The sequence below is a fragment of the Fulvimarina pelagi HTCC2506 genome, assembly GCF_000153705.1.
In the GTDB taxonomy this organism is placed as follows: Bacteria; Pseudomonadota; Alphaproteobacteria; order Rhizobiales; family Rhizobiaceae; genus Fulvimarina; species Fulvimarina pelagi.
In genome coordinates, this window is record NZ_DS022272.1 from 1,288,809 (window position 1) to 1,312,573 (window position 23,765).

At 60.2% G+C, this 23,765-nt stretch carries 20 protein-coding genes; 10 read left to right on the forward strand and 10 right to left on the reverse strand.

Going from position 1 to position 23,765, the window contains the following annotated elements:
- The first annotated feature begins 34 nt into the window (after positions 1 to 34).
- Entirely contained in the window at positions 35 to 709 is a 675-nt protein-coding gene (locus FP2506_RS06060) for an alpha/beta hydrolase (RefSeq protein WP_007066533.1), read from the forward strand.
- Here the strand turns inward: FP2506_RS06060 and FP2506_RS06065 are convergent.
- Positions 706 to 1,854, reverse strand: a complete 1,149-nt coding sequence (locus tag FP2506_RS06065) for an anhydro-N-acetylmuramic acid kinase (RefSeq protein ID WP_040488953.1) — start codon at positions 1,852 to 1,854, stop codon at positions 706 to 708. The two genes, FP2506_RS06060 and FP2506_RS06065, sit on opposite strands and share 4 nt — an antisense overlap.
- Positions 1,855 to 1,957: 103 nt before the next feature.
- Here FP2506_RS06065 and tyrS point away from each other — a divergent pair, with 103 nt between their 5' ends.
- The 4 genes from tyrS to FP2506_RS06085 all read left to right on the forward strand — a co-directional run bounded on the left by tyrS (position 1,958) and on the right by FP2506_RS06085 (position 6,140).
- Positions 1,958 to 3,208 carry a tyrosine--tRNA ligase gene (gene tyrS, locus FP2506_RS06070; protein ID WP_007066535.1) on the forward strand — a complete coding sequence of 417 codons (1,251 nt, stop codon included), beginning with the start codon at positions 1,958 to 1,960 and terminating at the stop codon, positions 3,206 to 3,208.
- Positions 3,209 to 3,260: 52 nt separating this feature from the next.
- Positions 3,261 to 3,734, forward strand: coding sequence for a peroxiredoxin (locus tag FP2506_RS06075; protein WP_040488954.1), 474 nt, complete (start codon positions 3,261 to 3,263; stop codon positions 3,732 to 3,734).
- A complete protein-coding gene (locus FP2506_RS06080) occupies positions 3,734 to 4,567 on the forward strand; it encodes a ferritin-like domain-containing protein (RefSeq protein ID WP_007066537.1) in 834 nt (277 codons plus the stop codon). Before FP2506_RS06075 ends, FP2506_RS06080 begins: the two co-directional genes overlap by 1 nt.
- Positions 4,568 to 4,919: 352 nt before the next feature.
- Complete coding sequence (locus FP2506_RS06085) at positions 4,920 to 6,140, forward strand: M23 family metallopeptidase (protein ID WP_210160426.1); 1,221 nt, start codon at positions 4,920 to 4,922, stop codon at positions 6,138 to 6,140.
- 58 nt (positions 6,141 to 6,198) lie between these two features.
- On the opposite strand, the gene prfB is transcribed toward FP2506_RS06085, so the two are convergent.
- The 3 genes from prfB to FP2506_RS06100 form a co-directional block, all read right to left on the reverse strand.
- Positions 6,199 to 7,327 (reverse strand): peptide chain release factor 2 gene (prfB, locus tag FP2506_RS06090; protein ID WP_148227480.1). Its coding sequence is split into 2 segments (ribosomal slippage): positions 6,199 to 7,257 and positions 7,259 to 7,327, totalling 1,128 coding nucleotides; the frame shifts between segments, so codons are not numbered across the junction.
- Between the two features lie 147 nt (positions 7,328 to 7,474).
- Positions 7,475 to 9,919: a penicillin-binding protein 1A gene (locus tag FP2506_RS06095; protein ID WP_007066540.1), complete on the reverse strand. Its 2,445-nt coding sequence runs from the start codon at positions 9,917 to 9,919 to the stop codon at positions 7,475 to 7,477.
- Positions 9,920 to 10,262: 343 nt separating this feature from the next.
- A complete protein-coding gene (locus FP2506_RS06100) occupies positions 10,263 to 11,462 on the reverse strand; it encodes an N-acetylmuramoyl-L-alanine amidase (protein ID WP_244404129.1) in 1,200 nt (399 codons plus the stop codon).
- Between the two features lie 680 nt (positions 11,463 to 12,142).
- On the opposite strand from FP2506_RS06100, the gene FP2506_RS06105 reads away from it, so the two are divergent.
- Positions 12,143 to 15,184 carry an Rne/Rng family ribonuclease gene (locus tag FP2506_RS06105; protein WP_007066542.1) on the forward strand — a complete coding sequence of 1,014 codons (3,042 nt, stop codon included), beginning with the start codon at positions 12,143 to 12,145 and terminating at the stop codon, positions 15,182 to 15,184.
- Between the two features lie 77 nt (positions 15,185 to 15,261).
- On the opposite strand, the gene FP2506_RS06110 is transcribed toward FP2506_RS06105, so the two are convergent.
- Complete coding sequence (locus FP2506_RS06110) at positions 15,262 to 16,431, reverse strand: pyridoxal phosphate-dependent aminotransferase (protein ID WP_007066543.1); 1,170 nt, start codon at positions 16,429 to 16,431, stop codon at positions 15,262 to 15,264.
- 224 nt (positions 16,432 to 16,655) lie between these two features.
- On the opposite strand from FP2506_RS06110, the gene FP2506_RS06115 reads away from it, so the two are divergent.
- From FP2506_RS06115 to aat, 4 genes are all read left to right on the forward strand, one after another.
- Entirely contained in the window at positions 16,656 to 17,426 is a 771-nt protein-coding gene (locus FP2506_RS06115; protein WP_007066544.1) for a DsbA family protein, read from the forward strand.
- A gap of 225 nt (positions 17,427 to 17,651) precedes the next feature.
- Positions 17,652 to 18,134, forward strand: a complete 483-nt coding sequence (accB, locus tag FP2506_RS06120) for an acetyl-CoA carboxylase biotin carboxyl carrier protein (protein WP_007066545.1) — start codon at positions 17,652 to 17,654, stop codon at positions 18,132 to 18,134.
- A 14-nt stretch (positions 18,135 to 18,148) separates the two neighbouring features.
- Positions 18,149 to 19,495 (forward strand): acetyl-CoA carboxylase biotin carboxylase subunit, encoded by a 1,347-nt coding sequence (accC, locus tag FP2506_RS06125; RefSeq protein WP_007066546.1) that lies wholly within the window; start codon positions 18,149 to 18,151, stop codon positions 19,493 to 19,495.
- Positions 19,496 to 19,501: 6 nt separating this feature from the next.
- On the forward strand, positions 19,502 to 20,170 hold the full coding sequence (gene aat, locus FP2506_RS06130; RefSeq protein WP_007066547.1) for a leucyl/phenylalanyl-tRNA--protein transferase: 669 nt from the start codon (positions 19,502 to 19,504) through the stop codon (positions 20,168 to 20,170).
- On the opposite strand, the gene FP2506_RS06135 is transcribed toward aat, so the two are convergent.
- The 5 genes from FP2506_RS06135 to gatB form a co-directional block, all read right to left on the reverse strand.
- Positions 20,110 to 20,451: a DUF2155 domain-containing protein gene (locus tag FP2506_RS06135; protein ID WP_007066548.1), complete on the reverse strand. Its 342-nt coding sequence runs from the start codon at positions 20,449 to 20,451 to the stop codon at positions 20,110 to 20,112. The two genes, aat and FP2506_RS06135, sit on opposite strands and share 61 nt — an antisense overlap.
- Before the next feature lie 235 nt (positions 20,452 to 20,686).
- Positions 20,687 to 21,070: an NADH:ubiquinone oxidoreductase subunit NDUFA12 gene (locus FP2506_RS06140; RefSeq protein WP_007066550.1), complete on the reverse strand. Its 384-nt coding sequence runs from the start codon at positions 21,068 to 21,070 to the stop codon at positions 20,687 to 20,689.
- Between the two features lie 93 nt (positions 21,071 to 21,163).
- Positions 21,164 to 21,610, reverse strand: coding sequence for a phosphate-starvation-inducible PsiE family protein (locus tag FP2506_RS06145; protein WP_007066551.1), 447 nt, complete (start codon positions 21,608 to 21,610; stop codon positions 21,164 to 21,166).
- 143 nt (positions 21,611 to 21,753) lie between these two features.
- On the reverse strand, positions 21,754 to 22,251 hold the full coding sequence (locus FP2506_RS06150; protein WP_007066552.1) for a GNAT family N-acetyltransferase: 498 nt from the start codon (positions 22,249 to 22,251) through the stop codon (positions 21,754 to 21,756).
- A gap of 8 nt (positions 22,252 to 22,259) precedes the next feature.
- Positions 22,260 to 23,759, reverse strand: coding sequence for an Asp-tRNA(Asn)/Glu-tRNA(Gln) amidotransferase subunit GatB (gene gatB, locus FP2506_RS06155; protein WP_007066553.1), 1,500 nt, complete (start codon positions 23,757 to 23,759; stop codon positions 22,260 to 22,262).
- Positions 23,760 to 23,765 lie beyond the last annotated feature (6 nt).

Sequence of the window (23,765 nt, forward strand, 5' to 3'; positions counted from 1 at the left end):
TCGAGGCTGCGACACGATCTCGGAACGGAGCCGAATGCCCGAAGTCATTTTCACGGGACCCGCCGGGCGCCTTGAAGGCCGCTACCAGCCGGCGAAGGAAAAGAATGCGCCCATCGCGATCGTTCTTCATCCCCATCCACGTTTTGGCGGGACGATGAACAACCAGATCGTCTACCAGCTGTTCTACATGTTCGTGGAGCGCGGTTTTACGACGCTGCGCTTCAATTTTCGCGGCATTGGGCGCAGTCAAGGCGAATTCGATCACGGTTCCGGCGAACTTTCGGACGCTGCCTCGGCACTCGACTGGATTCAAAGCATTCATCCAGACTCAAAGGAGACTTGGGTCGCCGGCTATTCTTTCGGTGCCTGGATCGGCATGCAATTACTGATGCGCCGCCCGGAGATCGAAGGCTTCTTTTCGATCGCCCCTCAGCCTAACACATACGACTTCTCGTTTCTGGCACCCTGCCCTTCGTCCGGCCTTATCATCCACGGCGATCGAGATCGCGTCGCGCCACCGAAGGACGTGCAGGTTCTGGTCGACAAGCTGAAGTCGCAAAAAGGTATCGTCATCACTCATAAGACGATGGAAGGCGCCAATCACTTCTTCCAGGATCAGACCGACTCCCTGATTGCCAACTGCTCGGAGTATCTCGACCAGCGCCTGGCCGGCGAACTTTCGGATCCAAAACTGAAGCGGCTGCGCTAGTCTCCGCGCCGCTCAGGCTCTGAGATGACCCCTCCGCTTGTCGCTTCGCGGCAGCCTGTGGTCGTCGGGAAGGTGAACGGTAAGCCTTTTAGCCCGCGCACCGCCAAATACGCCCAGGCTTCCGCCTCCATCGCATCGCCATCGAAACCACAGTCTTCAGCGAGGATAACGTCCGCCTCCTCGCCGACTGCCTCGGTCAGATAAGACATGATGAACGGATGGCGGCGTCCGCCGCCTGCAATTACCCAGAGCTTCGGCGCCTCCGGGAGATGGTCGCGCGAGCGCGCAATCGCCTCGGCCGTCACATAGCAAAGCGTCCTTGCCACGTCGGAGAGTTCGCCGTCCTCTGTCATAGGAACGGGGAAATCGAATCGATCAAGTGACTTCGGCGTTCTCTTGAGGAAGAATCCGGAGGAGAGATAGCGCTGCGCGAGATCGTCGATCACGCCGCCTTCGCTGGCAATACGGCCATTCTGATCGTAGGGAACGCCCGCCTCCCGCTGCAGCCATTGATCGATCAACGCATTTCCCGGACCGCAATCGAAAGCGATCGGCTCGGCCCCGCCATCGATATAGGTGATGTTCGAAATGCCGCCGATGTTGACGAAGGCGACCGGGCGGGCGTCTAATTCCGGTGGCAGATTGGCCGCGAGCGCCCGGTGATAGGCCGGCACCAGCGGCGCGCCCTGCCCGCCTATCTCCATGTCTCTCGCCCTCATGTCCCAGACGACGGGCCGACCGAGCGTCTCACTCAGGCGCTTTCCGTCGCCAATCTGAACCGTCAGAGCCTTTTCCGGGCGATGCAGAACGGTCTGACCATGAAAACCAACGACGTCGATCTCGCCAATCTCCATGCCGATTTCGGATGCGAACCGTCGGACGACCTCCGCATGACGATCAGTCAGCGCGAGTTCGATGGCGGAGAGCGCCTCCATTCGGGCGGACCGGTCCGTCAGCGTCTTGCCGAATTCCAACGCCTCCTCAAGCCGAAGGCGCATGGCATGCTCGTATTCGTAGGTCCTCGCGGGACCGCGCTTCACCCGGTTCTCGCCGTCCGTCTCAATCAACGCGACGTCGATTCCATCGAGCGACGTCCCGCTCATTAGCCCGATCGCGCGGAATGCGCGTTTGTCCTTCGACGTCAAAATCCTCTCCGCCACTGGAATTCAGCCGCAGGGCTGATAAACGAGCCTTCAACAACCGGCGCGTCCATTGCAAGAGCCGGACAGCAATCCAAGGCATGACGATATGAGCGGATTTCGGTCGGACTTTCTCCATGCGCTGAGCGAGCGCGGCTTCATCCACCAGACTTCGGATGACACGCGTCTTGACGATCTGTTTCGGACAGAGACCGTCACCGGCTATATCGGCTTCGATCCGACGGCGAAGAGCCTGCATGTCGGCTCGCTCATTCAGATCATGATGCTGCACTGGATGCAGAAGACCGGCCACAAGCCGATCGCGCTGATGGGCGGGGGAACCGGCATGATCGGCGATCCGTCCTTCAAAGACGAGGCGCGCAAGCTCCAGACGTCGGAGACGATCGAGGAGAACCTCGCCGGCATTCGCCGGGGTTTCGAGAACTACCTCACCATGGGCGACGGCCAGACCGACGCGGTGATGGTCAACAATGCCGACTGGCTGCTCGACATCAACTATGTCGCGTTCCTGCGCGATGTCGGCCGGCACTTCTCGGTCAACCGAATGCTGTCCTTCGAGTCGGTGAAGCTACGGCTCGACCGGGAGCAGTCGCTCTCCTTCCTCGAATTCAACTATATGATTCTGCAGGCTTACGACTTCGTCGAGCTCTACAAACGCTATGGCTGCCGGCTGCAGATGGGCGGCTCGGATCAGTGGGGCAACATCGTCAACGGCATCGATCTCGGCAGACGCATGGAAGGGGCCGAACTCTTCGCCCTCACCTCGCCGCTGCTGACGACGTCTTCCGGCGCCAAGATGGGCAAGACCGCGGATGGCGCTGTCTGGCTGAACCCGGACATGAAGAGCCCCTACGATTTCTGGCAGTACTGGCGAAACACCGAGGACGCCGACGTCGAGCGCTTCTTGAAGCTCTACACCGTGATGCCCATGGACGAGATCGCGCGGCTCGCGAACCTCGGCGGGTCGGAAATCAACGACGCCAAGAAGACGCTGGCAACGGAGGTCACCGCGATGCTGCACGGGCGTGAGGCAGCGGATGCAGCCGCCGAGACCGCGCGGCAGACGTTCGAGGAAGGGATCGCATCGGAAAATCTGCCCTCGATCGCCGTACCGAGCGCTGAACTTGAAACCGGCACCGGCCTTTTGAGCGTTCTCGTTGCCGCGGGGCTCGCGGGCTCTAACGGCGAAGCACGCAGGCATATAAAGGGCGGTGCTGTGAAGGTGAACGACGAGACGGTGTCGGATGAGCGCATGCAGCTCGATATGAAGCTGACGCGCGATGGATCGATCAAGCTTTCGGTCGGACGCAAGAAGCATGCTTTGGTCAAGCCGATTTAAGCTCGACCTCCTGAACCAAATCGAAACTTCAAGTCAACGAAGGATGAAATCCATGTCGCTCTCTGAAGGTGCCGCACTCCCAGATTTTGCTCTGCCGGACGAGACCGGAACGACCGTTTCGCTAGCCGATCTCAAGGGCTCGCCTTTCGTGATCTACTTCTATCCAAAGGACGACACCTCTGGCTGCACGACCGAGGCGATTGCCTTTTCGGGTCTGAGATCCGAGTTCGAGGCGCTCGGCGTGCTTGTGATCGGCGTCTCGCCCGATCCAGTGAAGAAGCATGTGAAATTCAAGGAGAAGCACGATCTGACCGTGCGGCTTCTCGCGGACGAGGAGAAGGCTTTTCTCGACGCCTGCGGCGTGTGGGTCGAGAAGTCCATGTATGGCAAGAAATATATGGGCGTCGAGAGGACGACTGTGCTCGCCGATGCCGAGGGCAAGGTCATCAAGCTTTGGCCAAAAGTGAAGGTGCCCGGCCATGCCGAGGCGGTTCTCGAAGCGGCGAAGGCACACGCTTCGGCCTGATGACGTCTTCTGACGCAAACAGCCATCCGGGGACACTGAGACGGGCGGCGGTGGAAGCCCTCGCGGCGACCGATCTCGACGCAAAGACCCGTCTGACAAATGTCGCCTGCCGGCTCTGGTTTGCACGGCGGATCGGCCTTCATGCGCCAGACGATCCAAGGTTACCGGCGCGGCCAGGAAGACCGGACAAGCCCGAACTCGTCCATCCCCGCCTCGTGAAGCGCCGCTGGGTAAACAGCGAACCAGGGCGCATCTCACTGATCCATGCACTTGCCCATATCGAGCTTAACGCGATCGATCTCGCCCTCGACATCGTGGCGCGGTTCGCCGACCAGCCAGTGCCGCGCTCTTTCTTCGACGGCTGGATGACCGTCGCGCTTGAGGAAGCCAAGCATTTCGGCCTTCTCTCCAAACGGCTGGAATCGCTTGGTTCGCATTACGGTGCGATGCCGGCCCACGACGGACTGTGGCAGGCGGTAGAGGCGACGGCGCACGATCTCTCTGCCCGGCTCGCCATTGTTCCGCTCATACTAGAAGCGCGCGGCCTCGACGTAACACCATCGATGATCGCGAAGCTCAGTGAGGTCGGCGATGAGGAGACCGCAGCGATCCTCGAAATCATCTACCGCGATGAGAAGAAGCATGTCGCGATCGGCGCCAAATGGTTCAGATTTCTCTGCGCCCGTCATCGGATCGACCCCGCAAAGCGCTTTCAGGAACTCGTGCGCGATTGTTTCCGCGGCGAAGTGAAGGCTCCCTTTAACGATCGCGCCCGGGCCGAAGCCGGACTGACGCCCACCTTTTACCGATCGCTGTCGTCTCTTTCACGATAGATCGCTTAGATTCTGGTTTGATTCCTGTTCGCCTGAAGCAACCAAATCGCTGCTTATTAGTGCATCGATCCGCAAATCATCAGGGAAAGCGAACACTGAATCATACCGTTCTACCATCGTAAGACACCCTTAGAGAAAGGTGTCATTAACGTTAAGCGCGTCTTATGCGTTCTGGCGGAGAAGCCAAAACGGCAGAGAGCTTTGCACGCCCCGGCCAGAGTACAGGGAGCGCTTTTCGCAGATGGACGCGGCACGAGGACAAGGTCCAAGTTTCGGGCGCAGAAAACAACCCATCACCTTCGTAATGGCGCGGGGCGAAGACGTTCGACACGTCACGCTGGATCATCGCCAGTTGTTTCGCGGAGGCATCCTCGGTGGATTAGCGGCGCTCGTGATCGGCGGCTTGGCATTCTACGGATTGCAGGGTGAGCCGACCCGTGCCGTGCCGACCGAAACAGTCCTTCGCCAGTCATATGAAACGCGGCTCGCCAACCTGCGCAACAAGCTCGATGAAGCGACGAGCCGACAGTTCGTTGCGCAGAAGATGGTGGAGACAAAAGTCGACGCTCTCCTCACTCAGCAAGAGATTATCGCGGAACGCTACGAGCGTCTCGAACCGATCTTCGAGCGCGCGCGAGACAACGGGATACTTCCGGAATTCACGAAGTACGGAACACCGATCCCGACGCCACGTCCCTCTGACGACTTCGAAGCCGCCAACGAGGAGGCCGAGCATCCGCATACTCAAGAAGCGGCACTGCAGGCGGTCTCGTTCACCGCGGAAACGGTGAGCCCGCGCGGACTGAAGCTTCGGGAAAGCCAGGAAGATAATCTCCTCGATCCGTTCGAGACGGCATCCCTTCGCCGGTCTACATTTGACCTTTCCGCGGATGCCCTCTCCGGCTTCGGTCGCGCTATCGACTACGCGGAAATTCAACAGATCACGAACATGAAGGCGTTGACGACCGAAGCGGTCGAGCGGTCAATGCAGATCGCTTCGGTACTGTCTTCTTTTGGTATCGAGACCGAACGCGATACCAGAACCGCTCTCGGCGGGCCTTACGAGCCTGTCCCCGAGGATGCCGGTTTTGAGACCCACTATGACGAGTTGGAAAACGCTCTTGACCGTCTCGAAGGCCTGAGAGGGGTTTCCGAGAAGTTGCCATTCGCCGCTCCGATGGCAAGCAACCTGATGTCCTCGCGGTTTGGCATCCGATCCGACCCGTTCCTCAGGCGCAGAGCCCTACATGCGGGCATCGATTACGCAGCACGCTCCGGGACCCCGATCCGCTCGACGGCCGCCGGCACGATCGTACGCGCGGGGCGCTCCGGCGGATATGGCAACCTCGTCGAAATCGATCACGGCAACGGCATAAAGACCCGATTTGGACACATGGCGCGGATCGACGTGGAAGTCGGCGACGAAGTCCCTCGTGGCGCGCAACTCGGGACCGTCGGCTCTACTGGCCGAAGCACAGGACCGCATCTTCATTACGAAGTGCGGCGCAATGGTCGTGCGATTGACCCGATGCGGTTTATTCGGGCTGGCCGGGAGATTGCAGGGCTGAGTTGATCCGTATCAGGCGGGCGGCGACGGCCGCAGAACAGGTCCCCTCGCCTGCCCCCCCGGATCATTCTGCGTCTTCGACCGCTGCTTTCTTCCCTTCGACGCGGTGAGCGAGAGCAGCTTCCATGAACTCGTCGAGTTCACCGTCGAGTACGTCCTGCGGAGAAGTGCTTTCAATCCCCGTGCGCAAGTCCTTGACCAACTGATACGGTTGGAGAACGTAGGATCGGATCTGATGACCCCAGCCGATATCGGTTTTCGAGGCCGCTTCCGCGTTCGCTTCCGCCTCGCGCTTTTCGAGTTCTGCCTCGTAAAGCCGCGCCTTCAGCATATTCCAAGCCGTAGCCCGGTTCTTGTGCTGTGAGCGCTCCTGCTGACAAGCGACGACGATGCCGGTCGCGATGTGCGTGATACGCACGGCCGAGTCTGTCGTGTTCACGTGCTGACCGCCGGCGCCCGAAGCGCGGTAGGTGTCGATTCGCACATCAGACTCGTTCACCTCGATATCGATCGTGTCGTCGACAACCGGATAGACCCAGACCGAAGCGAAAGAGGTGTGCCGCCGCGCTTGGCTGTCGTAGGGCGATATTCGGACGAGCCGATGCACACCCGACTCGGTCTTCGCCCAGCCGTAGGCGTTGTGTCCCTTGATAAGCAGCGTCGTCGACTTGATGCCGGCCTCTTCGCCGCCCTGCTCTTCCAGCACCTCGACCTTGAAGTTCGCGCGCTCGGCCCAACGGATGTACATGCGCTGTAGCATCGAGGCCCAATCCTGGCTTTCGGTGCCGCCGGCGCCGGAATGGACTTCCATATAAGTGTCGTTGGAGTCCGCCTCGCCCGAGAGCAGGGTCTCGATCTGGCGCTTGGCTGCATCCGTCTGGAGCGTCTTAAGAGTTGCCTCAGCTTCAGAGACGATTTCGCCGTCACCTTCCTCCTCGCCCATGGCGATGAGTTCCACGTTCTCCTCGACGGCGCTTTCGAGCTCGCGAATCGCGGTGATGTTGGTCTCGAGATGCTGACGCTCACGCATCAACGCCTGAGCCTCCGCCGGATCGTCCCAAATGGATGGATCCTCGGCCTTGTTGTTCAGATGGTCGAGGCGTCTGAGAGCTTGATCCCAGTCAAAGATGCCTCCTCAGCAGCCCGATAGTCTGCTTGGTCTCATCGACGATGTGTTCGATTTCGGCGCGCACGCGCAGTCCTCCGTCAGCTCTGCAATCTCACGGGAAATGGTGCGAATTCGGGTCCGTCCATTTCGTCCGCATGGAAAAGGGCGGTCGCAAGCGCCGCCCCTTGTCCTGATATTCGATATAGCGAGGCGAAAACGCCTTGGCTAGGTTCTAGAAGAGACCGCCTGCGCCCTGGCTGATCGCTTGGCGGGTCTGTTCCGAGACCACGCCGCGGCGTACGTCGGAGGCGATCGCGTCCATTCCAATCACGCTGTAACTATCGGCCGGGCCCGTACCGGGCTTGAACGCCTCCATGATCGTGCCGTCGCCTTCTCCAGACGACCGCATGCCATTCGAGCGATTGACAGCGATGACATCCATGCCTTCGGGCACCTTGAACTCGACCGGCGTCTTGTCCTTCATCGCCTCTTGCATGAAGTCGATAAAAACAGGGGCCGCGAGTCCGCCGCCGGTCGCTCCACGCCCCATCGGACGCGGCTGGTCGTAGCCGAGATAGACGCCGACGACGAGATCCGGCGTAAAGCCGACGAACCAGACATCCTTCTCCTCGTTCGTGGTGCCGGTTTTGCCCGCCACCGGGAACCCCAGTTCCTTGACCTTGGTCGCGGTGCCGCGCTGGACGACGCCTTCCATCATCGAGGTGATCTGGTAAGCCGTCATCGGATCGAGCACCTGATCCCGCTCGTCGATGAGTTCCGGTTCGCCCTGGCCAGAATAGCTCGCGACATTGCACTCGGCACAGAAGCGCTGGTCGTGTTTGAAGATCGTGCGGCCGTACCGGTCCTGCACCCGGTCGATGAGCGTCGGTTCAATGGCACGCCCGCCATTAGCGAGCACCGAGTAGGCGCCGACCATGCGCAACACGGTTGTCTCGCCGGCACCAAGGGACATCGGGAGGTAGGGGGCCAACTTGTCGTATATGCCGAAGCGTTCGGCATATTCAGCGACGAGCTTCATGCCCATGTCCCGCGCGAGGCGGACCGTCATCAGGTTCCGGCTCTTCTCGATACCAAGACGCAGCGTTGACGGGCCCGCCGAACCGCCACCGTAGTTCGAGGGGGTCCAGAAGCCGCCATTGCCGTCGGGCATGGAAATCGGGGCGTCGAGAATGACCGAAGCGGGTGTGTAGCCATTGTCGAGCGCGGTTGCGTAGACGAAGGGTTTAAACGAGGAGCCAGGCTGGCGATAGGCCTGCGAAGCGCGATTGAACTCTGATTCGCCGTAGGAGAAGCCGCCGACCATGGCGCGAACGCGACCGGTCTCCGGTTCCATCGCGACGAGCCCGCCCTGAATCTCCGGCGGCTGGCGCAATCTCCAGCCTTCACCGTCCGCGACCTTCTGGACATAGACGATGTCACCACGGTTGAGCACCTCGGACACCGATCCGACCGAGCCCTTACGCTCCTCCATGTTGAGGCGCATCGCCCAGCTCATGTTGTCTTTCGTGATCGTCCCGATTTCGCGTTCCGATCCAAGCTTCCCGCCCGCATCGCGAGATGGCTGCAGACCGATGCTCGCGCTCGCACTGTCTGTCGACAGGACGACCGCGAGTTGCCATTGGGGCACGTCCGAGAAGGCTTCGACTTCTCCGATGGCCTCGCCCCAATCGCTCCCAATTTCGACGTTCGCCACCGGTCCGCGGAAGCCTCGCGCCGTATCGAACTCAACCAGAGCGCTCTGCAGTGCGTCGCGGGCATAACCCTGCATCTCGGGGTCCAGTGTCGTGCGAACCGATAGGCCGCCCTCGTAGAGCGCATCGATGCCGTATCGATCGACGATTTCGCGGCGAACGTCCTCGGTGAAGTATTCGGCGGTCGCAAGATAGGTGCCGGTCGGGCGCGGATTGATGCCGAGTGGCTCGTTCTTCGCGCTGTTCGCCTCTTCAGGAGTGACGAAACCATTGCTGTCCATCTGGGCGATTACCCAGTTGCGGCGCGAGATCGCCCGCTCGGGGTTACGATAGGGGTTGTAGTTCTCAGGCGCTTTCGGGAGAGCTGCCAGATACGCCGCCTCCTCGACCGTCAGTTCGTTCACCGCCTTATCGAAATAGGCCAGCGAAGCCGCGGCGATACCGTAAGAACCCATGCCGAGATAAATCTCGTTGAGATAGAGCTCCAAGATTTTGTCCTTCGAATACGCCTGCTCGATGCGCATCGAGAGAATCGCCTCGCGGACCTTTCGGTCGAAAGTACGCTCGTTGCTGAGAAGAAAATTCTTCGCGACCTGCTGCGTGATGGTCGAAGCACCCTGCATGCGCCCGCCCTGGGCAATCACCGTGACGGCGCGAATGATACCTTCGATGTCGACGCCAGGATGCGAGTAGAAGTTCTTGTCCTCGGCGGCGAGGAAAGCATTCTTCACCTGCGCGGGTATCGCTTGAATGGGCAGGAAAAGCCGACGCTCGCGCGCGTACTCCGCCATCAGCTGACCGTCTGAGGCATGAACGCGGGTGGTGACCGGGGGCTTGTAGTCGGCGAGAACTTGATAGTCCGGGAGATCTTGCCCCACTCGCTCGACATACCAGGCGAGACCGCCCGCTACGATGAGAAAGAAAACGGACCCGATCCCGAAGAAATAGCCGATCAGTCTGATCATCGGTGCTTCATCCACTCTCCGGCGTTACAAAATGCCGGATACCCCTAATTCTCTGATTCCTGGCACGAAGCGCCCCCGCGCGCTCCGCCTTTCGCCTTTCGCCGCATCCGTTCATCCAAAGGCACTTAAGCTCGCCCTGCCATAATCGCTCGAGTGGTTACTGCACAGAGTGCTTATGGCTTCGGCCCATCCCGACCTTGGATAAGATAAGTTCCCCGCAGGCGGGTCACGTTTCCGTGCGACTTCACCATTTGCTAGTAAAATGCGGCAGAGCCATGATGTTCGCTTCAGGTCGCGCGATTTGGTCGCCTTCGCACCAGGAACGTTGCGTTGCGAGAATCAATCAACCGTCTGTTCCGATGCCGTAGAACGCGACGATCGCTTCGGCCATCACGGTCATGGTCTCGGTCCGCCATGTTTCATCCGCCAGAAGCCTGGCATCCTCGACGTTCGACATGAAACCGAGTTCCACGAGGACTGATGGCACGTCCGGCGCCTTCAGAACGATGAAGGCGGCTGACCTTTTTGGATTCTTGATGAAGCGGATGTCGGATTTGCGCATCCTGGCCAAGAGAGACGATGCGAAGTGTTCCGAATAGCTTACCGTCTCGCGGCGCGTCAGGTCAGCAAGAATGTCGAAGACCTCCGGCACCTCTTTCGCATATTCCTCTCCGCCGAAACGATCCGCCGCGTTCTCATTCGCGGCAATTTCGAGCGATAGACTGTCGGAGGCTCTGTCCGACAGCGTGTAGATGGTTGCGCCGCGGAGATCTTTATATCGGATGCTGTCGGCATGCAGTGAAATGAAGAGGTTTGCGTTCTCGTGCCTGGCGATCTCGGTACGTTCCATGAGGCCTACGAATTCGTCTTTCTCGCGAGTCAGGACGACACGTATGCCGGGATTTTCTTCCAGCACGTTTCGTAGGGTTTTTGCGGCAGCGAGATTGATGTCTTTTTCCATGACGCCGCTCTTGGCTATCGCACCATTGTCGTCGCCTCCGTGGCCCGGATCGATGACAATGGTGAAGCCAGGCTGCTGTTTGATCGTCGTTTCGGAATCATTTCCGTCTGTGACAACCGCAGGCTCTGCGCTTTCCTGAGAAAGGCGCGGCTCGCCAGCGACGACCGTTACGCCATTGGTTCTGGAAAACGTAATCTCGTATGACGATGTGGATTCACTCCCGCTAACCCGGCTGAGTCGAGCTTCGACACCCGATTTCGGGTGGAAGATATAGCGGTATCGGTGGGGCCCGGTCGCCCCGTGGATCACACTTTCCACGAGACCCATTTCGTCCGGCAGGATCGGCTCGCCAGCCGGCAGCGCATCTCGAAGGTCGAGCGCGATTCGGTCAGGTGAGCGCAGAACGAAGAGCCGCGCATCGGGCGGGGTCGTGAAATTGAGCACGACGCGCTGCTTCCCGTCTTCGGCCGCCATCAACTCGACTCGCATCACGATCGCCGTCTCAGCTATCGCAGGTAGGATCAGGACGATCGACAAGACAAGAATCGTCAAACAGACGCGAGCGCCGTTCCGCAGCATCATTCAAAGCCTCGGGGCCAGATATCCTTGTTTCGCAGTGAGCAGCGCATAGATCACGGATTGGTGACGAATATGGCAGACCTCGCCCGTTCGAGACTGAACCGACGAACTTGCCGCTACTTGGATCGGTCGAGGCTTCTCGTCTCCAGGACGTATGCAGAGTGGCGAAGCTCGCGCAAGCCTGACGTCTTGTTTCTTTCCGCACCAAGGCATAAGAGGGTTGAGAAGTCCCGCCAGACCGGACCCTGGATCCGGTCGCCGACCATTCGAAGAGAGGTGGTCGGCTTATTGGCGAGGAGCTTTGGGGGCTCCAATGCTGAATGCATCCAGTGCCACCAGCCGCTCTGCGGACTTTCAGGAATTTGCGTTGCGCGCGATGCGAGTACTTTATGCGTCGCCCGGCGATCACAACAGCCCTCGACCCTTTGCGCCGAGGGCACCTAAACATCATCGACCCTTTCTCAGGAAACGGTCATCCTTATTTTTGCGGGGTTAAGTCGTGACGATGACAATCCGGCCAACGCAGCGGACAAGGAGTGCGGCCCTACCGGTCGCGCAGTCCGCGCGACTGCAGCCGGCCGCGTCAACGACAACAAGCTCCGCCGCCCGGTTCACTATCCGATTCCACTCATCGTCGTTCAGAAGATCAGCCAATCGTAGAAGCCGGGCCTTGGAGAGATTCCATGGCCAACAAAATGCTTATCGACTCCTCTCATCCGGAGGAGACGCGCGTCGTCGTCGTACGCGGTAATCGCGTCGAGGAATTCGATTTCGAATCCGAGCACAAGAAGCAGCTCAAGGGAAACATCTACCTTGCCAAGGTGACGCGGGTGGAGCCTTCGCTCCAGGCGGCCTTCATCGAGTATGGCGGCGGGCGCCACGGGTTCCTGGCGTTCAGCGAGATCCATCCCGATTACTACCAAATCCCGAAAGCCGATCGCGAAGCTTTGCTCGCCGAAGAAATGGCGCGCGGCCAGGCGGACGAGGAGGACGAGGAAGAAGAGCGCGAAGTCAAACGAAAATCGCGCTCGAAAGCTGCCCGTCGCGAGGACAAGTCAGACGAAAGCGTGTCGGAAGACGCCGAAGCCGAAGGAGGTCTCAGGGACGACCTGAACGACTCGGACGACGCGGATAGCGAGCGCCGGAACGAAGATGTGGATGCCGCGGCGAAAACGGAGGCTGACGACAGCGTCAACGCCGAAAGCCGAGCAGATGAGGATCTTCCGGACGACGACGATCGCGAAATTGCGGTGAACGTCGACGAAGATGACGATTCCGACGACGACAGTGATGATGAGGACTCGTCCGAGGACGACGACTCCGGTGACCGGGAAAACGACGAAGAAGAGGCGTCATCCGATGGCGAGGGTCGACGCTCAAAGCGTAGCGCACGCCGTAAGCGCGGTCGGCGTTCGAGCAATCGTGGTCGTGGGCGTCATGACAGCGACGACAAGGAAGTCGATAGCGACAACGACGGAGACGACGACAACGGCGATGAGGTCGACGAAATCGGCTCCGAGGACGCGTTGGAAGAGGTGCCAGTCCGACAGGCGCGACCTCGCAAAAACTATAAGATTCAGGAAGTCATCAAGCGCCGCCAGATCCTGCTGGTGCAGGTCGTCAAGGAAGAACGAGGCAACAAGGGCGCAGCACTCACAACGTATCTTTCCCTCGCGGGCCGCTATTCGGTTCTGATGCCCAACACGGCGCGGGGCGGCGGCATCTCGCGTAAGATCACCAATCAGGCGGATCGCAAGCGGTTGCGCGACGTGGTGAAAGAGCTCGACGTGCCGCGCGGCATGGGCATCATCCTGCGCACCGCCGGAGCGAACCGCACCAAGGCCGAGGTCAAGCGCGACTACGAGTATTTGATGCGGCTCTGGGAGTCCGTGAGGACCTTGACACTCCAGTCGATCGCGCCTTCGCTGGTCTATGAGGAAGGCAGCTTGATCAAGCGGTCGATCCGCGACCTCTTCAACAAGGATATCGACCAGATCCTCGTCTCCGGTGAGGCCGGCTACCGCGAAGCGAAAGATTTCATGCGTATGCTGATGCCGAGTCAGGCGAAGGCAGTGCAGCCCTATCGCGACGCGACGCCGATCTTCACCCGCCAAGGCATCGAGGCCCAGCTCGACAAGATGTTGCAGCCGCATGTGACGCTGAAATCAGGCGGCTACATCATCATCAATCAGACCGAGGCGCTGGTTGCGATCGACGTGAACTCAGGACGCTCGACGCGCGAGATGTCCATCGAGAACACCGCCTACCAGACCAATCTGGAAGCGGCCGAGGAGATCGCCCGGCAGCTTCGGCTGCGCGACCTCGCCGGCCTGATCGTCGTTGACTTCATCGACATGGACGAGAAGCGGAACAACCGCAACGTCGAAAAGAAGATGAAGGACTGTCTGAAGAACGACCGGGCGCGCATCCAGGTCGGCAAGATTTCCCATTTCGGCCTGATGGAAATGAGCCGCCAGCGCATCCGCGCGAGCGTCCTGGAATCGACAATGCGGCCCTGCCCGGTGTGCGAGGGCGCTGGCATGGTACGCGCGACCTCATCGCTGGCCCTTCATGCGATCCGCCACATCGAGGATTACCTCCAGAAGAACAAAGGGCGTGACCTCATCGTCAAGGTGCCGACCGAGACCGCACTCTTCATTCTTAACGAGAAGCGTCACCATATCGACGAACTCGAGCAGAACCACGATCTTCGAATCTTCATCGAGGCCGACCCGTCGGTCGGTCATAACGACCTTTCGATTGAACAGGGCGGCGTCGCCAGCCGGCCGATTACTCGGAATTTCGTGAGCCCAATCTCCGTCGCCGCCGAAGACGCGGTGGACGAGGACGAAGATGCCGACGTGGAGATCAGCGAAGAGGAAACCGGTACCTCTGAGGCCCGCGACGATAGCGAGAGCTCCGACGACAATAACGAGGGCCGCTCCAAGGGAAGAGGCCGTCGCAGACGCCGACGCCGCGGCGGCTCAGACGGAGACGACAACGAGAACGGCGGCAACGAGCAGCAGGCGTCCGACAGTTCAAATGCCTCGTCCGACGATGTGGACAACTCGGATGACGAAAGTCAGGACAGCGACGGCAGTTCCGGCCGCCGGCGTCGGCGGCGCGGGCGTCGCGGTGGACGCCGTCACCGGGACGGCAACGATAAGCAGGCCGAAGGCCAGATCGAGAGCGATCAGGACAACGATCAACAGTCCGACGACGCCGATGGCGCCGAGGAGGAGAACTCCCAAGGCCGCCGCAGGAGACAGTCAAACTGGGGTTCGAAATCGGACGAAGATACGAAGAGCACCGAGAAGAGTGACGCTGAGCCGGACGGTAGCGCCACTGAACCTTCGGACACGGGAGTTGGTGCAATGCCGGCTATCGATCCGGCAGCACCTTCGACCGCCGACGAACGCTTCGACGATCCGGTCGCGACGCTGATTGGCGAAGCGGCCGAGGCCGGAAGCGCCGAAAAGGCAGCAACCGAAGAGTCGAGCGAAAGTACGCCCGCGTCTGACAGAGACGAAGACAATACGCCGTCCAACGACAACGAGCGATCGACCGCCGGAGCGGCCGACGAATCCGGTGAGAAAAAGGACGAAAAGCCCAAACAGGCTGCCTTGACTGAACCGGTCGTCACCTCCGGCGAGGACAACGGCGGGCCGAAGCAGGAAGAGACCAAGCCGCGCCGTACGGGCTGGTGGAGCCGCGGCTTTTTCTAAAGTGCGCATTGGGCGATGAAGGAGATAAAGGGGCCGGCTCGATCGGCCCCCTTCTGATTGTGTTGACTCGGCTTCGGTCAGGCTTTCGAGACGAAGTCCGCAATTCGATCCAGTGCGCGGGCTACATCGGCCTCCGCGCCTGCATAGGAGAGGCGGACGAAACCATCGCCGCGTCGCAGGTCGAAATCCGTGCCCGGCGTCACTGCGACATGGCTCTGTTTCAAAAGCGTCTTGGCGAAAACCGTGGCGGAAGGAAAGCCTTCAGGAATTTGAGCATAAGCATAGAAGGCACCGTCGATCGGAGCGATCGTGCGGAAGCCGATTTCAGGCAGCCTCTCCCTCATAGTCAAACGATTGCGGCGATAGCTTTCGCGTACGGCGTCGAGTTCGTCGCCGGCACTAAGCGCGGCAAGCGCGGCCGTCTGAGAGAGATCGGATGCCGAAATGTAGAGGTTTTGACCCAGTCTCTCTGCCGCGTCGGTGAGGCTCGGCGGCAGGATCATCCAGCCGATGCGCCAGCCGGTCATGCAGTAGTATTTCGAGAACGAGTTGACGACGATCGCCTCCTCGAGGTCCTGGAGCGCAGATCGCTCTTCCTGTCCGAAACTGAGGCGGTGATAGATTTCGTCGGAAATCAGCCAGACGCCGTTTGTCCGGCAAAAGTCAGCAATGCGTCTTATCTCGTCGGGCGGCGTCATCGTTCCGGTCGGATTGGCCGGACTTGCGATGAGGACGCCTTGAAACGGTTCACGCCGGAAATACGCTTCCAAGCGATCGCTCGTCAGGATGTAGTCGTCGCTTGGACCAACTTCGATCTCGACCGGCGCGATGCCGAGTGCACGCATGATGTTGCGATAGGCGGGGTACCCAGGCGCGGCGATCGCGATCCTGTCGCCCGCCTCGAAAGCGGCCAGGAACGCGATGTTGAAGCCGCCCGAAGCCCCGGAGGTGATCATCACCCGGGCCGGGTCGATCGTGACGCCATAGGCTTGCCGGTAATGCGCGGCGAGCGCGCTACGGAGGGCGGGCCTGCCCATGGCGTCGGTGTAGCCGACGGCGCCACGCCCGATCATCGTAGTTGCGGCTTCCCGGGCCGGAAGCGGTGCGGGAGAGGCTGGCTGACCGACCGCGAGCGAGAGGACGTCCGCCCCCTCGGCCTTCAAGCGGTTGGCCTCGGCAAGAAAAGTCATGGCATGAAACGGCTCGATGCCCGACCGATCCGACGGCCCCGATCCGTGCTTGCGCATTACTCGGTTCCCCATTCAGATTGGATACTTTGTTCAAACCGAATTGACATAACAAGCAGCGAACTCAAAACCCTCTCAGAGATGAACGAACCGAAGCGCTGCTCGGCCGGGCTGTGAGGATAGTCGCTAGATCGGAACCAATGTTCTATTAGCGCTTCAAATTTCGCCACTCATGTTGTCTACGTTCGGCAACGCTGTTCATCCGAGCAAGGGACCCTCGCTTCATGCGTTCGATCACGACCATCGCTGCCGCCACATTTCTATGCGGCATGTTCACATCATACGCCGTATCGCAAGAGAGTTTCGACGCGACAGAGACGCAAGAGATCGAAACGATCGTCCGCGACTACCTCATTGCCAATCCTGAAGTTCTTGTGGAAGCGATGAACGCCCTTCAGGAGAAACAAGATGCCGAACAGAAGACCGCTCAGGCTGATGCCATTGGTAAGGTACGCGAGCAGTTAAATTCTGCGCCCGAAGGCATGGTGCTGGGGAATCCAGACGGCGACGTCACTGTGACCGAATTCTTCGACTACAATTGCGGCTACTGCCGTCAGGCGCTCGACGACATGACAGCACTTCTGGAAGAGGACGGAAATGTCCGCTTCGTCCTCAAGGAGTTCCCGATCCTCGGCATGGGTTCACTAGAAGCCGCACGCGTCGCCATGGCGTTCCGCGATCTCGCGCCGGAAAAGTATCGCGAGTTTCACGAAACGCTGCTCTCGAAACGCTCCGGTGCCGATAAAGCATCCGCGCTTGACGTTGCCGAGGGACTCGGCGTCGACACAGCGAAGATTGAGGAGATCCTCGCTGCTTCAACCAACATGAAAGCACTGCAGGACATCCAGGTGCTCGCTAGCGATCTACGTATCAATGGCACGCCTTCATACGTGATTGGCGAGGAAGTTCTGCAGGCACGCGTCGGGCTGGAAGGTCTGAAGAACGCTATCGCATCGATGCGCGAATGCGGCAAAGTCGATTGCGGCGCAGGCTGACATGTGCCGCTAAATGCACGGAAAACGGATGCTATGTCAGCGAGGATCGTTCACGCGTGTGGGAATCTTAGACAGGATGCATCCTGGAAGCGCGCCGGACGTTGATATTCTTGTCGCGAACGTGCAAGCAACCGCTCGACCAAGCCGGCCTTGACGAAACCATGTTTCTTCTCAGGCTTGCATGATGAGTGGATGAAGTATGACGGGGCGACAGGATAGGACACGATGAGCGATAAAAGCTTGGATCCCGAGATTGTTCGTGAACTAGCTGCGATCCTGAAGGAGAGCGATCTCACCGAGATCGAGGTCGAACGGAACTCGCTGCGCATCCGCCTGACCCGTCAGATCGAAGCTGCCCCGATCTACTATTCACAGCCCCCGATGACCTCGCAGCATATCCCGGCGGCGCCGCAACATCAGCAGGCACCGGCCGCAGCCCAAACTCAAGCCGCACCGTCCAAAACCGGTCCTGCCGAGGGGACGGTGACGTCACCGATGGTTGGTACGGTCTATCACGCCGCCTCGCCCGGGTCGAAACCCTTCGTCGAGGTCGGTCAGTCCGTCAAAGAAGGCGAGACGGTCTGCATCATCGAAGCGATGAAGACCATGAATAGCATTCCATCACCCCGTTCCGGCACAGTGCGCGAAATCCTTGTGGACAACGCCCAGCCGGTGGAATTCGGCGAACCGCTCTTCGTGATCGACTGAGAGGTTCAAAGACGATGGTCTCCAAGGTCCTCATCGCCAATCGTGGCGAGATCGCTCTCCGAGTCTTGCGCGCCTGCAAAGAGCTTGGAATATCGACAGTCGCCGTCCATTCGACGGCCGACAATGCGGCAATGCACGTACGTTTAGCGGACGAAAGTGTCTGCGTTGGCCCTCCCTCGGCGCGCGACAGCTATCTGAACATTCCGCAGATCGTCGCTGCCTGCGAGATCACCGGCGCAGACGCGGTGCACCCAGGGTACGGGTTCTTGTCCGAGAATGCGCGTTTTGCCGATATCCTCGAGGCCCATCAGCTGACCTTCATCGGCCCGACGGCTAGTCACATTCGAACGATGGGCGACAAGATCGAAGCAAAGCGCACCGCCGAGCGTCTTGGTATCCCTGTCGTGCCGGGATCACCCGGTGCCGTCACCGAAGACGGCGAGGCGATGAAAATCGCCAAGGACATCGGATTTCCGGTGCTCGTGAAAGCGTCGGCCGGTGGTGGCGGACGCGGCATGAAAATAGCCCGGACCGAGAAAGAGCTGCCGCACGCCCTTGCGACCGCCCGTTCCGAAGCCGGCGCGGCGTTCGGTGACGATGCGGTCTATATCGAGAAATATCTCGAAAAGCCGCGCCATATCGAAGTGCAGGTCTTCGGAGACGGTGCGGGCAACGCCATTCATCTCGGCGAACGCGACTGTTCGCTGCAACGCCGGAACCAGAAGGTTTGGGAGGAAGCCAACTCCCCTGCCCTGAAACCGCAGCAGCGCGAGAAAATTGGGACGATCTGTGCGGAGGCCATGAAAGGTCTCCAATATCGCGGTGCCGGTACGATCGAGTTTCTCTACGAGAACGGCGAATTCTTCTTTATCGAGATGAACACCCGGCTTCAGGTGGAGCATCCGGTGACGGAGGCGGTGACGGGCCTTGATCTCGTCCACGAGCAGATTCGGGTGGCGAGCGGCGACGGGCTTTCGCTGAAACAAGAGGACGTGACGTTCTCGGGCCATGCGATCGAGTGCCGTATCAACGCAGAGGACCCCCGGACCTTTGTGCCCTCACCTGGTGAGATTACCCATTACCATGCGCCAGGTGGGCTCGGCGTCCGCATCGACTCGGCAGTCTACCGCGGTTATCGGATCCCGCCCTTCTACGACAGCCTCGTCGGCAAGCTCATCGTCCACGGTCGGACGCGCGAGGAATGCATGATGCGGTTGAAGAGGGCTCTCGACGAATTTGTGCTCGACGGCATTAAGACAACCTTGCCGCTCTTCCGCGATCTCGTAACAAACCATAGCGTGAGGCGCGGCGAATACGACATTCATTGGCTCGAGCACTTCCTCGATGGTGAGGTCGGCTGACGCAACATGGCGAAGAGTGGCGGACAGGATTACCGGATCACACCCGCCATTCTTCTCAAGGCCTATGCTTGCGGTATCTTTCCGATGGCCGAATCGGCCGAGGACCCGAACATCTTCTGGGTCGACCCCGTCGAACGCGGCATTCTTCCGCTGGGCTCCGTGCACATCCCGCGCAGTCTCAAGAAGACCATCCGTAAGCAGATCTTCGACGTGCGTTTCGACACCGCCTTCGCGGCCGTTCTGGACGGGTGCGCCGAACCTACGCCGAATCGCAGCGAAACCTGGATAAACCGGACCGTTCGCGAACTTTATATCGCCCTCTATCGTGAGGGCTTCGCCCATTCCGTAGAAACGTGGCGAGACGGAGAATTAGTCGGAGGGCTCTACGGGGTGTCGCTGGGCGGCGCGTTTTTCGGCGAAAGCATGTTTTCCCGGCAAACGGATGCCTCAAAGGTCGCACTCGCCTTTCTGTGCGAGCGCCTCATCAGAGGCGGTTATTCGTTACTCGATACCCAGTTCCTGACCGAGCATCTCGAACGCTTCGGTGCCATCGAAATTCCGCGGGAAGATTATCAGGCGCTCTTGGCGACGGCGGTGGAAGCCGACGCGACCTTTTATTCGGAGGGCGCCGGCACGTCCGATTCGGTCTTGCAGCTCTTCAGCCACACGTCGTAGACCGGGTGCTCGACCGCGTTCAGACCGGGCGACGCTGCGAACATCCAGCCTGAGAAAATGCGCCGGATTTCGCGGTCGAGGGTGATCTCGTCCACCTCGACGAACGCATCCGTCTGCGTGGCCTCGCCCTCGGCGCTCGTCTTGCAGACCCGCGGCGTCACCTGCAGCGCGCCGAACTGCACGGTCTCGTCGATGAAGACGTCGAAGTCCGTCAGCCGTCCGGTAATCTTATCGAGACCGGAAAAGACGGCGACCGGGTTCTCTAGGCGCTGTTGGGCCATGGCCGGATCGGCGACGACAAATCCAGGCGCGATGGCCAGCGTGGCGGTCAACAGCGCGCACGCCTTCGAGTTCAGGTCGGAAAAAGTCGCCAAAATTTTCAAACTCACTACCGATCGGTCCCGAAGCGCAGCGCTGACAGTCTCGTTGAGGCCGTACCTTCGAGCAGTGATTGACCGCGCCGTGTTTCCGAGAGCGCGCATAATAAAGTAATCCGGCAGAAAATCGGCGGCGCGCTCAGGGTGTCCAGGCGTCGTACTCGCCGGTGACGCGGGGGCGGTCCTTTTCGGGGCGCAGGAGGGAGCCAGACGGACGATAGGCCTCGTGCGTGCCCGTATGATTCTTCTGGAACGGCTTTTCCCATTCCCGCGGCTTGTAGCTTTCGGATGAAGGCGGCGTGTCCACGCGATGGTGGATCCATCCGTGCCAACCGGTCGGGATCGCGCTCGCCTCGACTGGACCGTTGTAGATCACCCAGCGCCGACTGCCGTCGGAATTTGTATAGTAGACATTGCCGAACTCGTCCTCGCCGACGCGTTTGCCGTTACGCCATGTGTAGAACCGCGTGCCCATCGTCTGGCCGTTCCACCAGGTGAAGATCTGCAGCAGCCATTCCTTCATCGCGACCATGCCCATGCTCGTCAACGTCATGCCGTACTTATGGGGCCGATGCCGATCCTTGTCCAGCCGAACCGGCCCGTCGGTGGCGGCCTATCAGGGGCGATCGACCCGAGATTTTGGCGTCGTATGCTCCTGCCTGTCGATCACGCTGACGAGGAAGAGCGCAAGCCCGAGAGCGAGCACGGTCGCTGCAAGACCCATCAGGAAGACGCCGGACGTGCTGTCTACCTCAAGCAGAATGAGCTTCCGAACGACTGCGAGAACGCCGATGACGATGACGGTGCGAACCTGGGCGAGACGATGGTCTCCGGTCGCCATCTGTTGGATCGAGTGCGCGAGCTCCAACGCGATGACGGCCGCAAGGACGCGGTCGAAGAGGATCTGGAAGGCTCCGTATTCCAACGGATCGCCGACGCCAGTAAAGATCGTTATCAGAGAGCGGGCGAAGCTGAAGACCGCCAGGACGACGACGACGGCCATGCCAAGGAGAAGCAGATAGGCGATGCCGCGTTCGAAGACATGGTAGATCTTCAAGGCCATGGTCGAGCGCTCCCGATCGCGTTCGGCGTGGTCAATAAACCGAGCCTTACCGAATAGAGGTGTCGCGGAGAGGCGGATTGTCGAATCTTTGGTGCGGACGATGGCGAATGAAGCCGGTGGACCAGCGAACGACGATAAGGAGATCAGCCTAGAAGGCGTTCGAAGACGGTCACTTCGACGCCGTCGCTGGATGCGTTCCGCGCGATCGCCGTAGCAGTCGGCTTGAAGCCGTGCTTCTCGTAGAAGGCGACGGCGCCGAGATTGGCGGGCTCGACCTCGCAGCGGATGCGTCGCCCGTCCGGGAAGGCGTTCATGATCTCAAGCAACATCTCCGATCCAAGACCGGCACGCTGTTCGCTCGGGCGCACGTAGAGCTGGTGGAGCACCACGAGCGCGCGATCGGCGTCTGACGAAACAGCGAAACCCATCCCGCCGATCGATTTCCCATCGTCACCGACGATGAACTCCGACGACGGCCGCTTGAGGCGCGGCTTCAGGGCCGCAACCGAGTGCCAGCTCTTCGTTATTTCGTCGACCCGCGCCGACCCATAAATCGGATCGTAGGTCGCGCGCCAAGTCTCTGAAAGAAGCTCGCTGATCGCGTCGAGATCGCGCTCCATCGCCGTTCGGATGAAGAACATGTCGCCGACTACTCGACTCCCAGCTTGTCTTTGACGAGGGCGTTCACCGCCTGTGGATTGGCTTTGCCGCCGGTGGCCTTCATCACCTGACCGACGAACCAGCCGGCCATCGATGGCTTCGCCTTCGCCTGCTCGACCTTGTCGGAGTTCGCGGCCATCACGTCATCGACCGCCTTCTCGATTGCCCCGGTGTCCGTGACCTGCTTCATGCCGCGGTCTTCGACGATCCGTTTCGGATCCCCACCCTCGTTCCAGACGATCTCGAAGAGGTCCTTGGCGATCTTGCCGGAGATCGTACCCTCGCGGATAAGATCGAGGATCGCACCAAGCTGCGCGGCCGAGACCGGTGTCTCCTCTATACTCTTGCCGTCCTTGTTGAGCGCACCGAGGAGATCGTTGATCACCCAGTTCGCCGCCTGCTTGGCATCGCGGCCCTTGGCGACCTCTTCGTAGAAATCGGCGATTGCCTTTTCCGAAACGAGGATCGACGCATCGTAGGTCGAAAGGCCACCCTCTTCGATGAAGCGGTTTTTCTTGTCGTCGGGCAACTCGGGCAACTCCGAGAGCAACGCATCGATATAGGCCTGGTCGAATTCGAGCGGCAGGAGATCCGGATCGGGGAAGTAGCGATAGTCGTGCGCGTCTTCCTTGTTGCGCATGGCGCGGGTCTCGCCCTTCGACGGGTCGAAGAGCCGAGTCTCCTGCTCCACCATGCCGCCGTCCTCGATCAGCGCGATCTGGCGCCGCGCCTCCGACTCGATCGCCTGTCCGACAAAGCGGATCGAGTTGACGTTCTTGATCTCGCAGCGCGTGCCAAATGGGCCGCCAGGGCGGCGGACGGAGACGTTCACGTCCGCGCGCATGGAGCCTTCGTCCATATTGCCGTTGCATGTGCCGAGATAGCGCAGGATCGTCCGGAGCTTGGTGAGATAGGCCTTCGCCTCGTCCGCCGAACGCATGTCGGGCTTGGAGACGATCTCCATCAGCGCGACGCCCGAGCGGTTTAGATCGACGAAGCTCATGGACGGATGCTGGTCGTGCATCGACTTCCCGGCGTCCTGTTCGAGATGCAGCCGCTCGATGCCGACTTCGATATCCTCGAATTCTCCCTGATTGTTCGGGCCGACGGAGACCGTCACCGTGCCCTCGCCGACGATCGGGTCCTTGAACTGGCTGATCTGATAGCCTTGCGGCAGATCGGGGTAGAAGTAGTTCTTCCGATCGAAGACCGAACGTTTGTTGATCTGCGCCTTGAGGCCAAGACCCGTACGCACCGCCTGACGCACGCATTCCTCGTTGATGACCGGCAGCATGCCGGGCATCGCCGCGTCGACGAGGCTGACATGGGAGTTCGCCTCCGCGCCGAAATCGGTCGAGGCGCCCGAGAAGAGCTTGCTGTCCGACAGGACCTGGGCATGCACCTCCATGCCGATGATGATCTCCCAATCCCCGGTCGCGCCGGGAATGAAGCTCTTCGGATTGGGGTCACGGGTGTCGACGATGGTCATGGCGCG

What these genes read in the sequence shown, in the direction of transcription:
- FP2506_RS06060 (WP_007066533.1), top strand. Translation starts at nt 35, where the DNA reads ATGCCCGAAGTCATTTTCACGGGACCCGCCGGGCGCCTTGAAGGCCGC.
- tyrS (WP_007066535.1), top strand. Translation starts at nt 1,958, where the DNA reads ATGAGCGGATTTCGGTCGGACTTTCTCCATGCGCTGAGCGAGCGCGGC.
- FP2506_RS06075 (WP_040488954.1), top strand. Translation starts at nt 3,261, where the DNA reads ATGTCGCTCTCTGAAGGTGCCGCACTCCCAGATTTTGCTCTGCCGGAC.
- FP2506_RS06080 (WP_007066537.1), top strand. Translation starts at nt 3,734, where the DNA reads ATGACGTCTTCTGACGCAAACAGCCATCCGGGGACACTGAGACGGGCG.
- FP2506_RS06095 (WP_007066540.1), bottom strand. Translation starts at nt 9,919, where the DNA reads ATGATCAGACTGATCGGCTATTTCTTCGGGATCGGGTCCGTTTTCTTT.
- FP2506_RS06100 (WP_244404129.1), bottom strand. Translation starts at nt 11,462, where the DNA reads ATGATGCTGCGGAACGGCGCTCGCGTCTGTTTGACGATTCTTGTCTTG.
- FP2506_RS06105 (WP_007066542.1), top strand. Translation starts at nt 12,143, where the DNA reads ATGGCCAACAAAATGCTTATCGACTCCTCTCATCCGGAGGAGACGCGC.
- FP2506_RS06110 (WP_007066543.1), bottom strand. Translation starts at nt 16,431, where the DNA reads ATGCGCAAGCACGGATCGGGGCCGTCGGATCGGTCGGGCATCGAGCCG.
- FP2506_RS06115 (WP_007066544.1), top strand. Translation starts at nt 16,656, where the DNA reads ATGCGTTCGATCACGACCATCGCTGCCGCCACATTTCTATGCGGCATG.
- accB (WP_007066545.1), top strand. Translation starts at nt 17,652, where the DNA reads ATGAGCGATAAAAGCTTGGATCCCGAGATTGTTCGTGAACTAGCTGCG.
- accC (WP_007066546.1), top strand. Translation starts at nt 18,149, where the DNA reads ATGGTCTCCAAGGTCCTCATCGCCAATCGTGGCGAGATCGCTCTCCGA.
- aat (WP_007066547.1), top strand. Translation starts at nt 19,502, where the DNA reads ATGGCGAAGAGTGGCGGACAGGATTACCGGATCACACCCGCCATTCTT.
- FP2506_RS06135 (WP_007066548.1), bottom strand. Translation starts at nt 20,451, where the DNA reads ATGGCCCAACAGCGCCTAGAGAACCCGGTCGCCGTCTTTTCCGGTCTC.
- FP2506_RS06140 (WP_007066550.1), bottom strand. Translation starts at nt 21,070, where the DNA reads ATGAAGGAATGGCTGCTGCAGATCTTCACCTGGTGGAACGGCCAGACG.
- FP2506_RS06145 (WP_007066551.1), bottom strand. Translation starts at nt 21,610, where the DNA reads ATGGCCTTGAAGATCTACCATGTCTTCGAACGCGGCATCGCCTATCTG.
- FP2506_RS06150 (WP_007066552.1), bottom strand. Translation starts at nt 22,251, where the DNA reads ATGTTCTTCATCCGAACGGCGATGGAGCGCGATCTCGACGCGATCAGC.
- gatB (WP_007066553.1), bottom strand. Translation starts at nt 23,759, where the DNA reads ATGACCATCGTCGACACCCGTGACCCCAATCCGAAGAGCTTCATTCCC.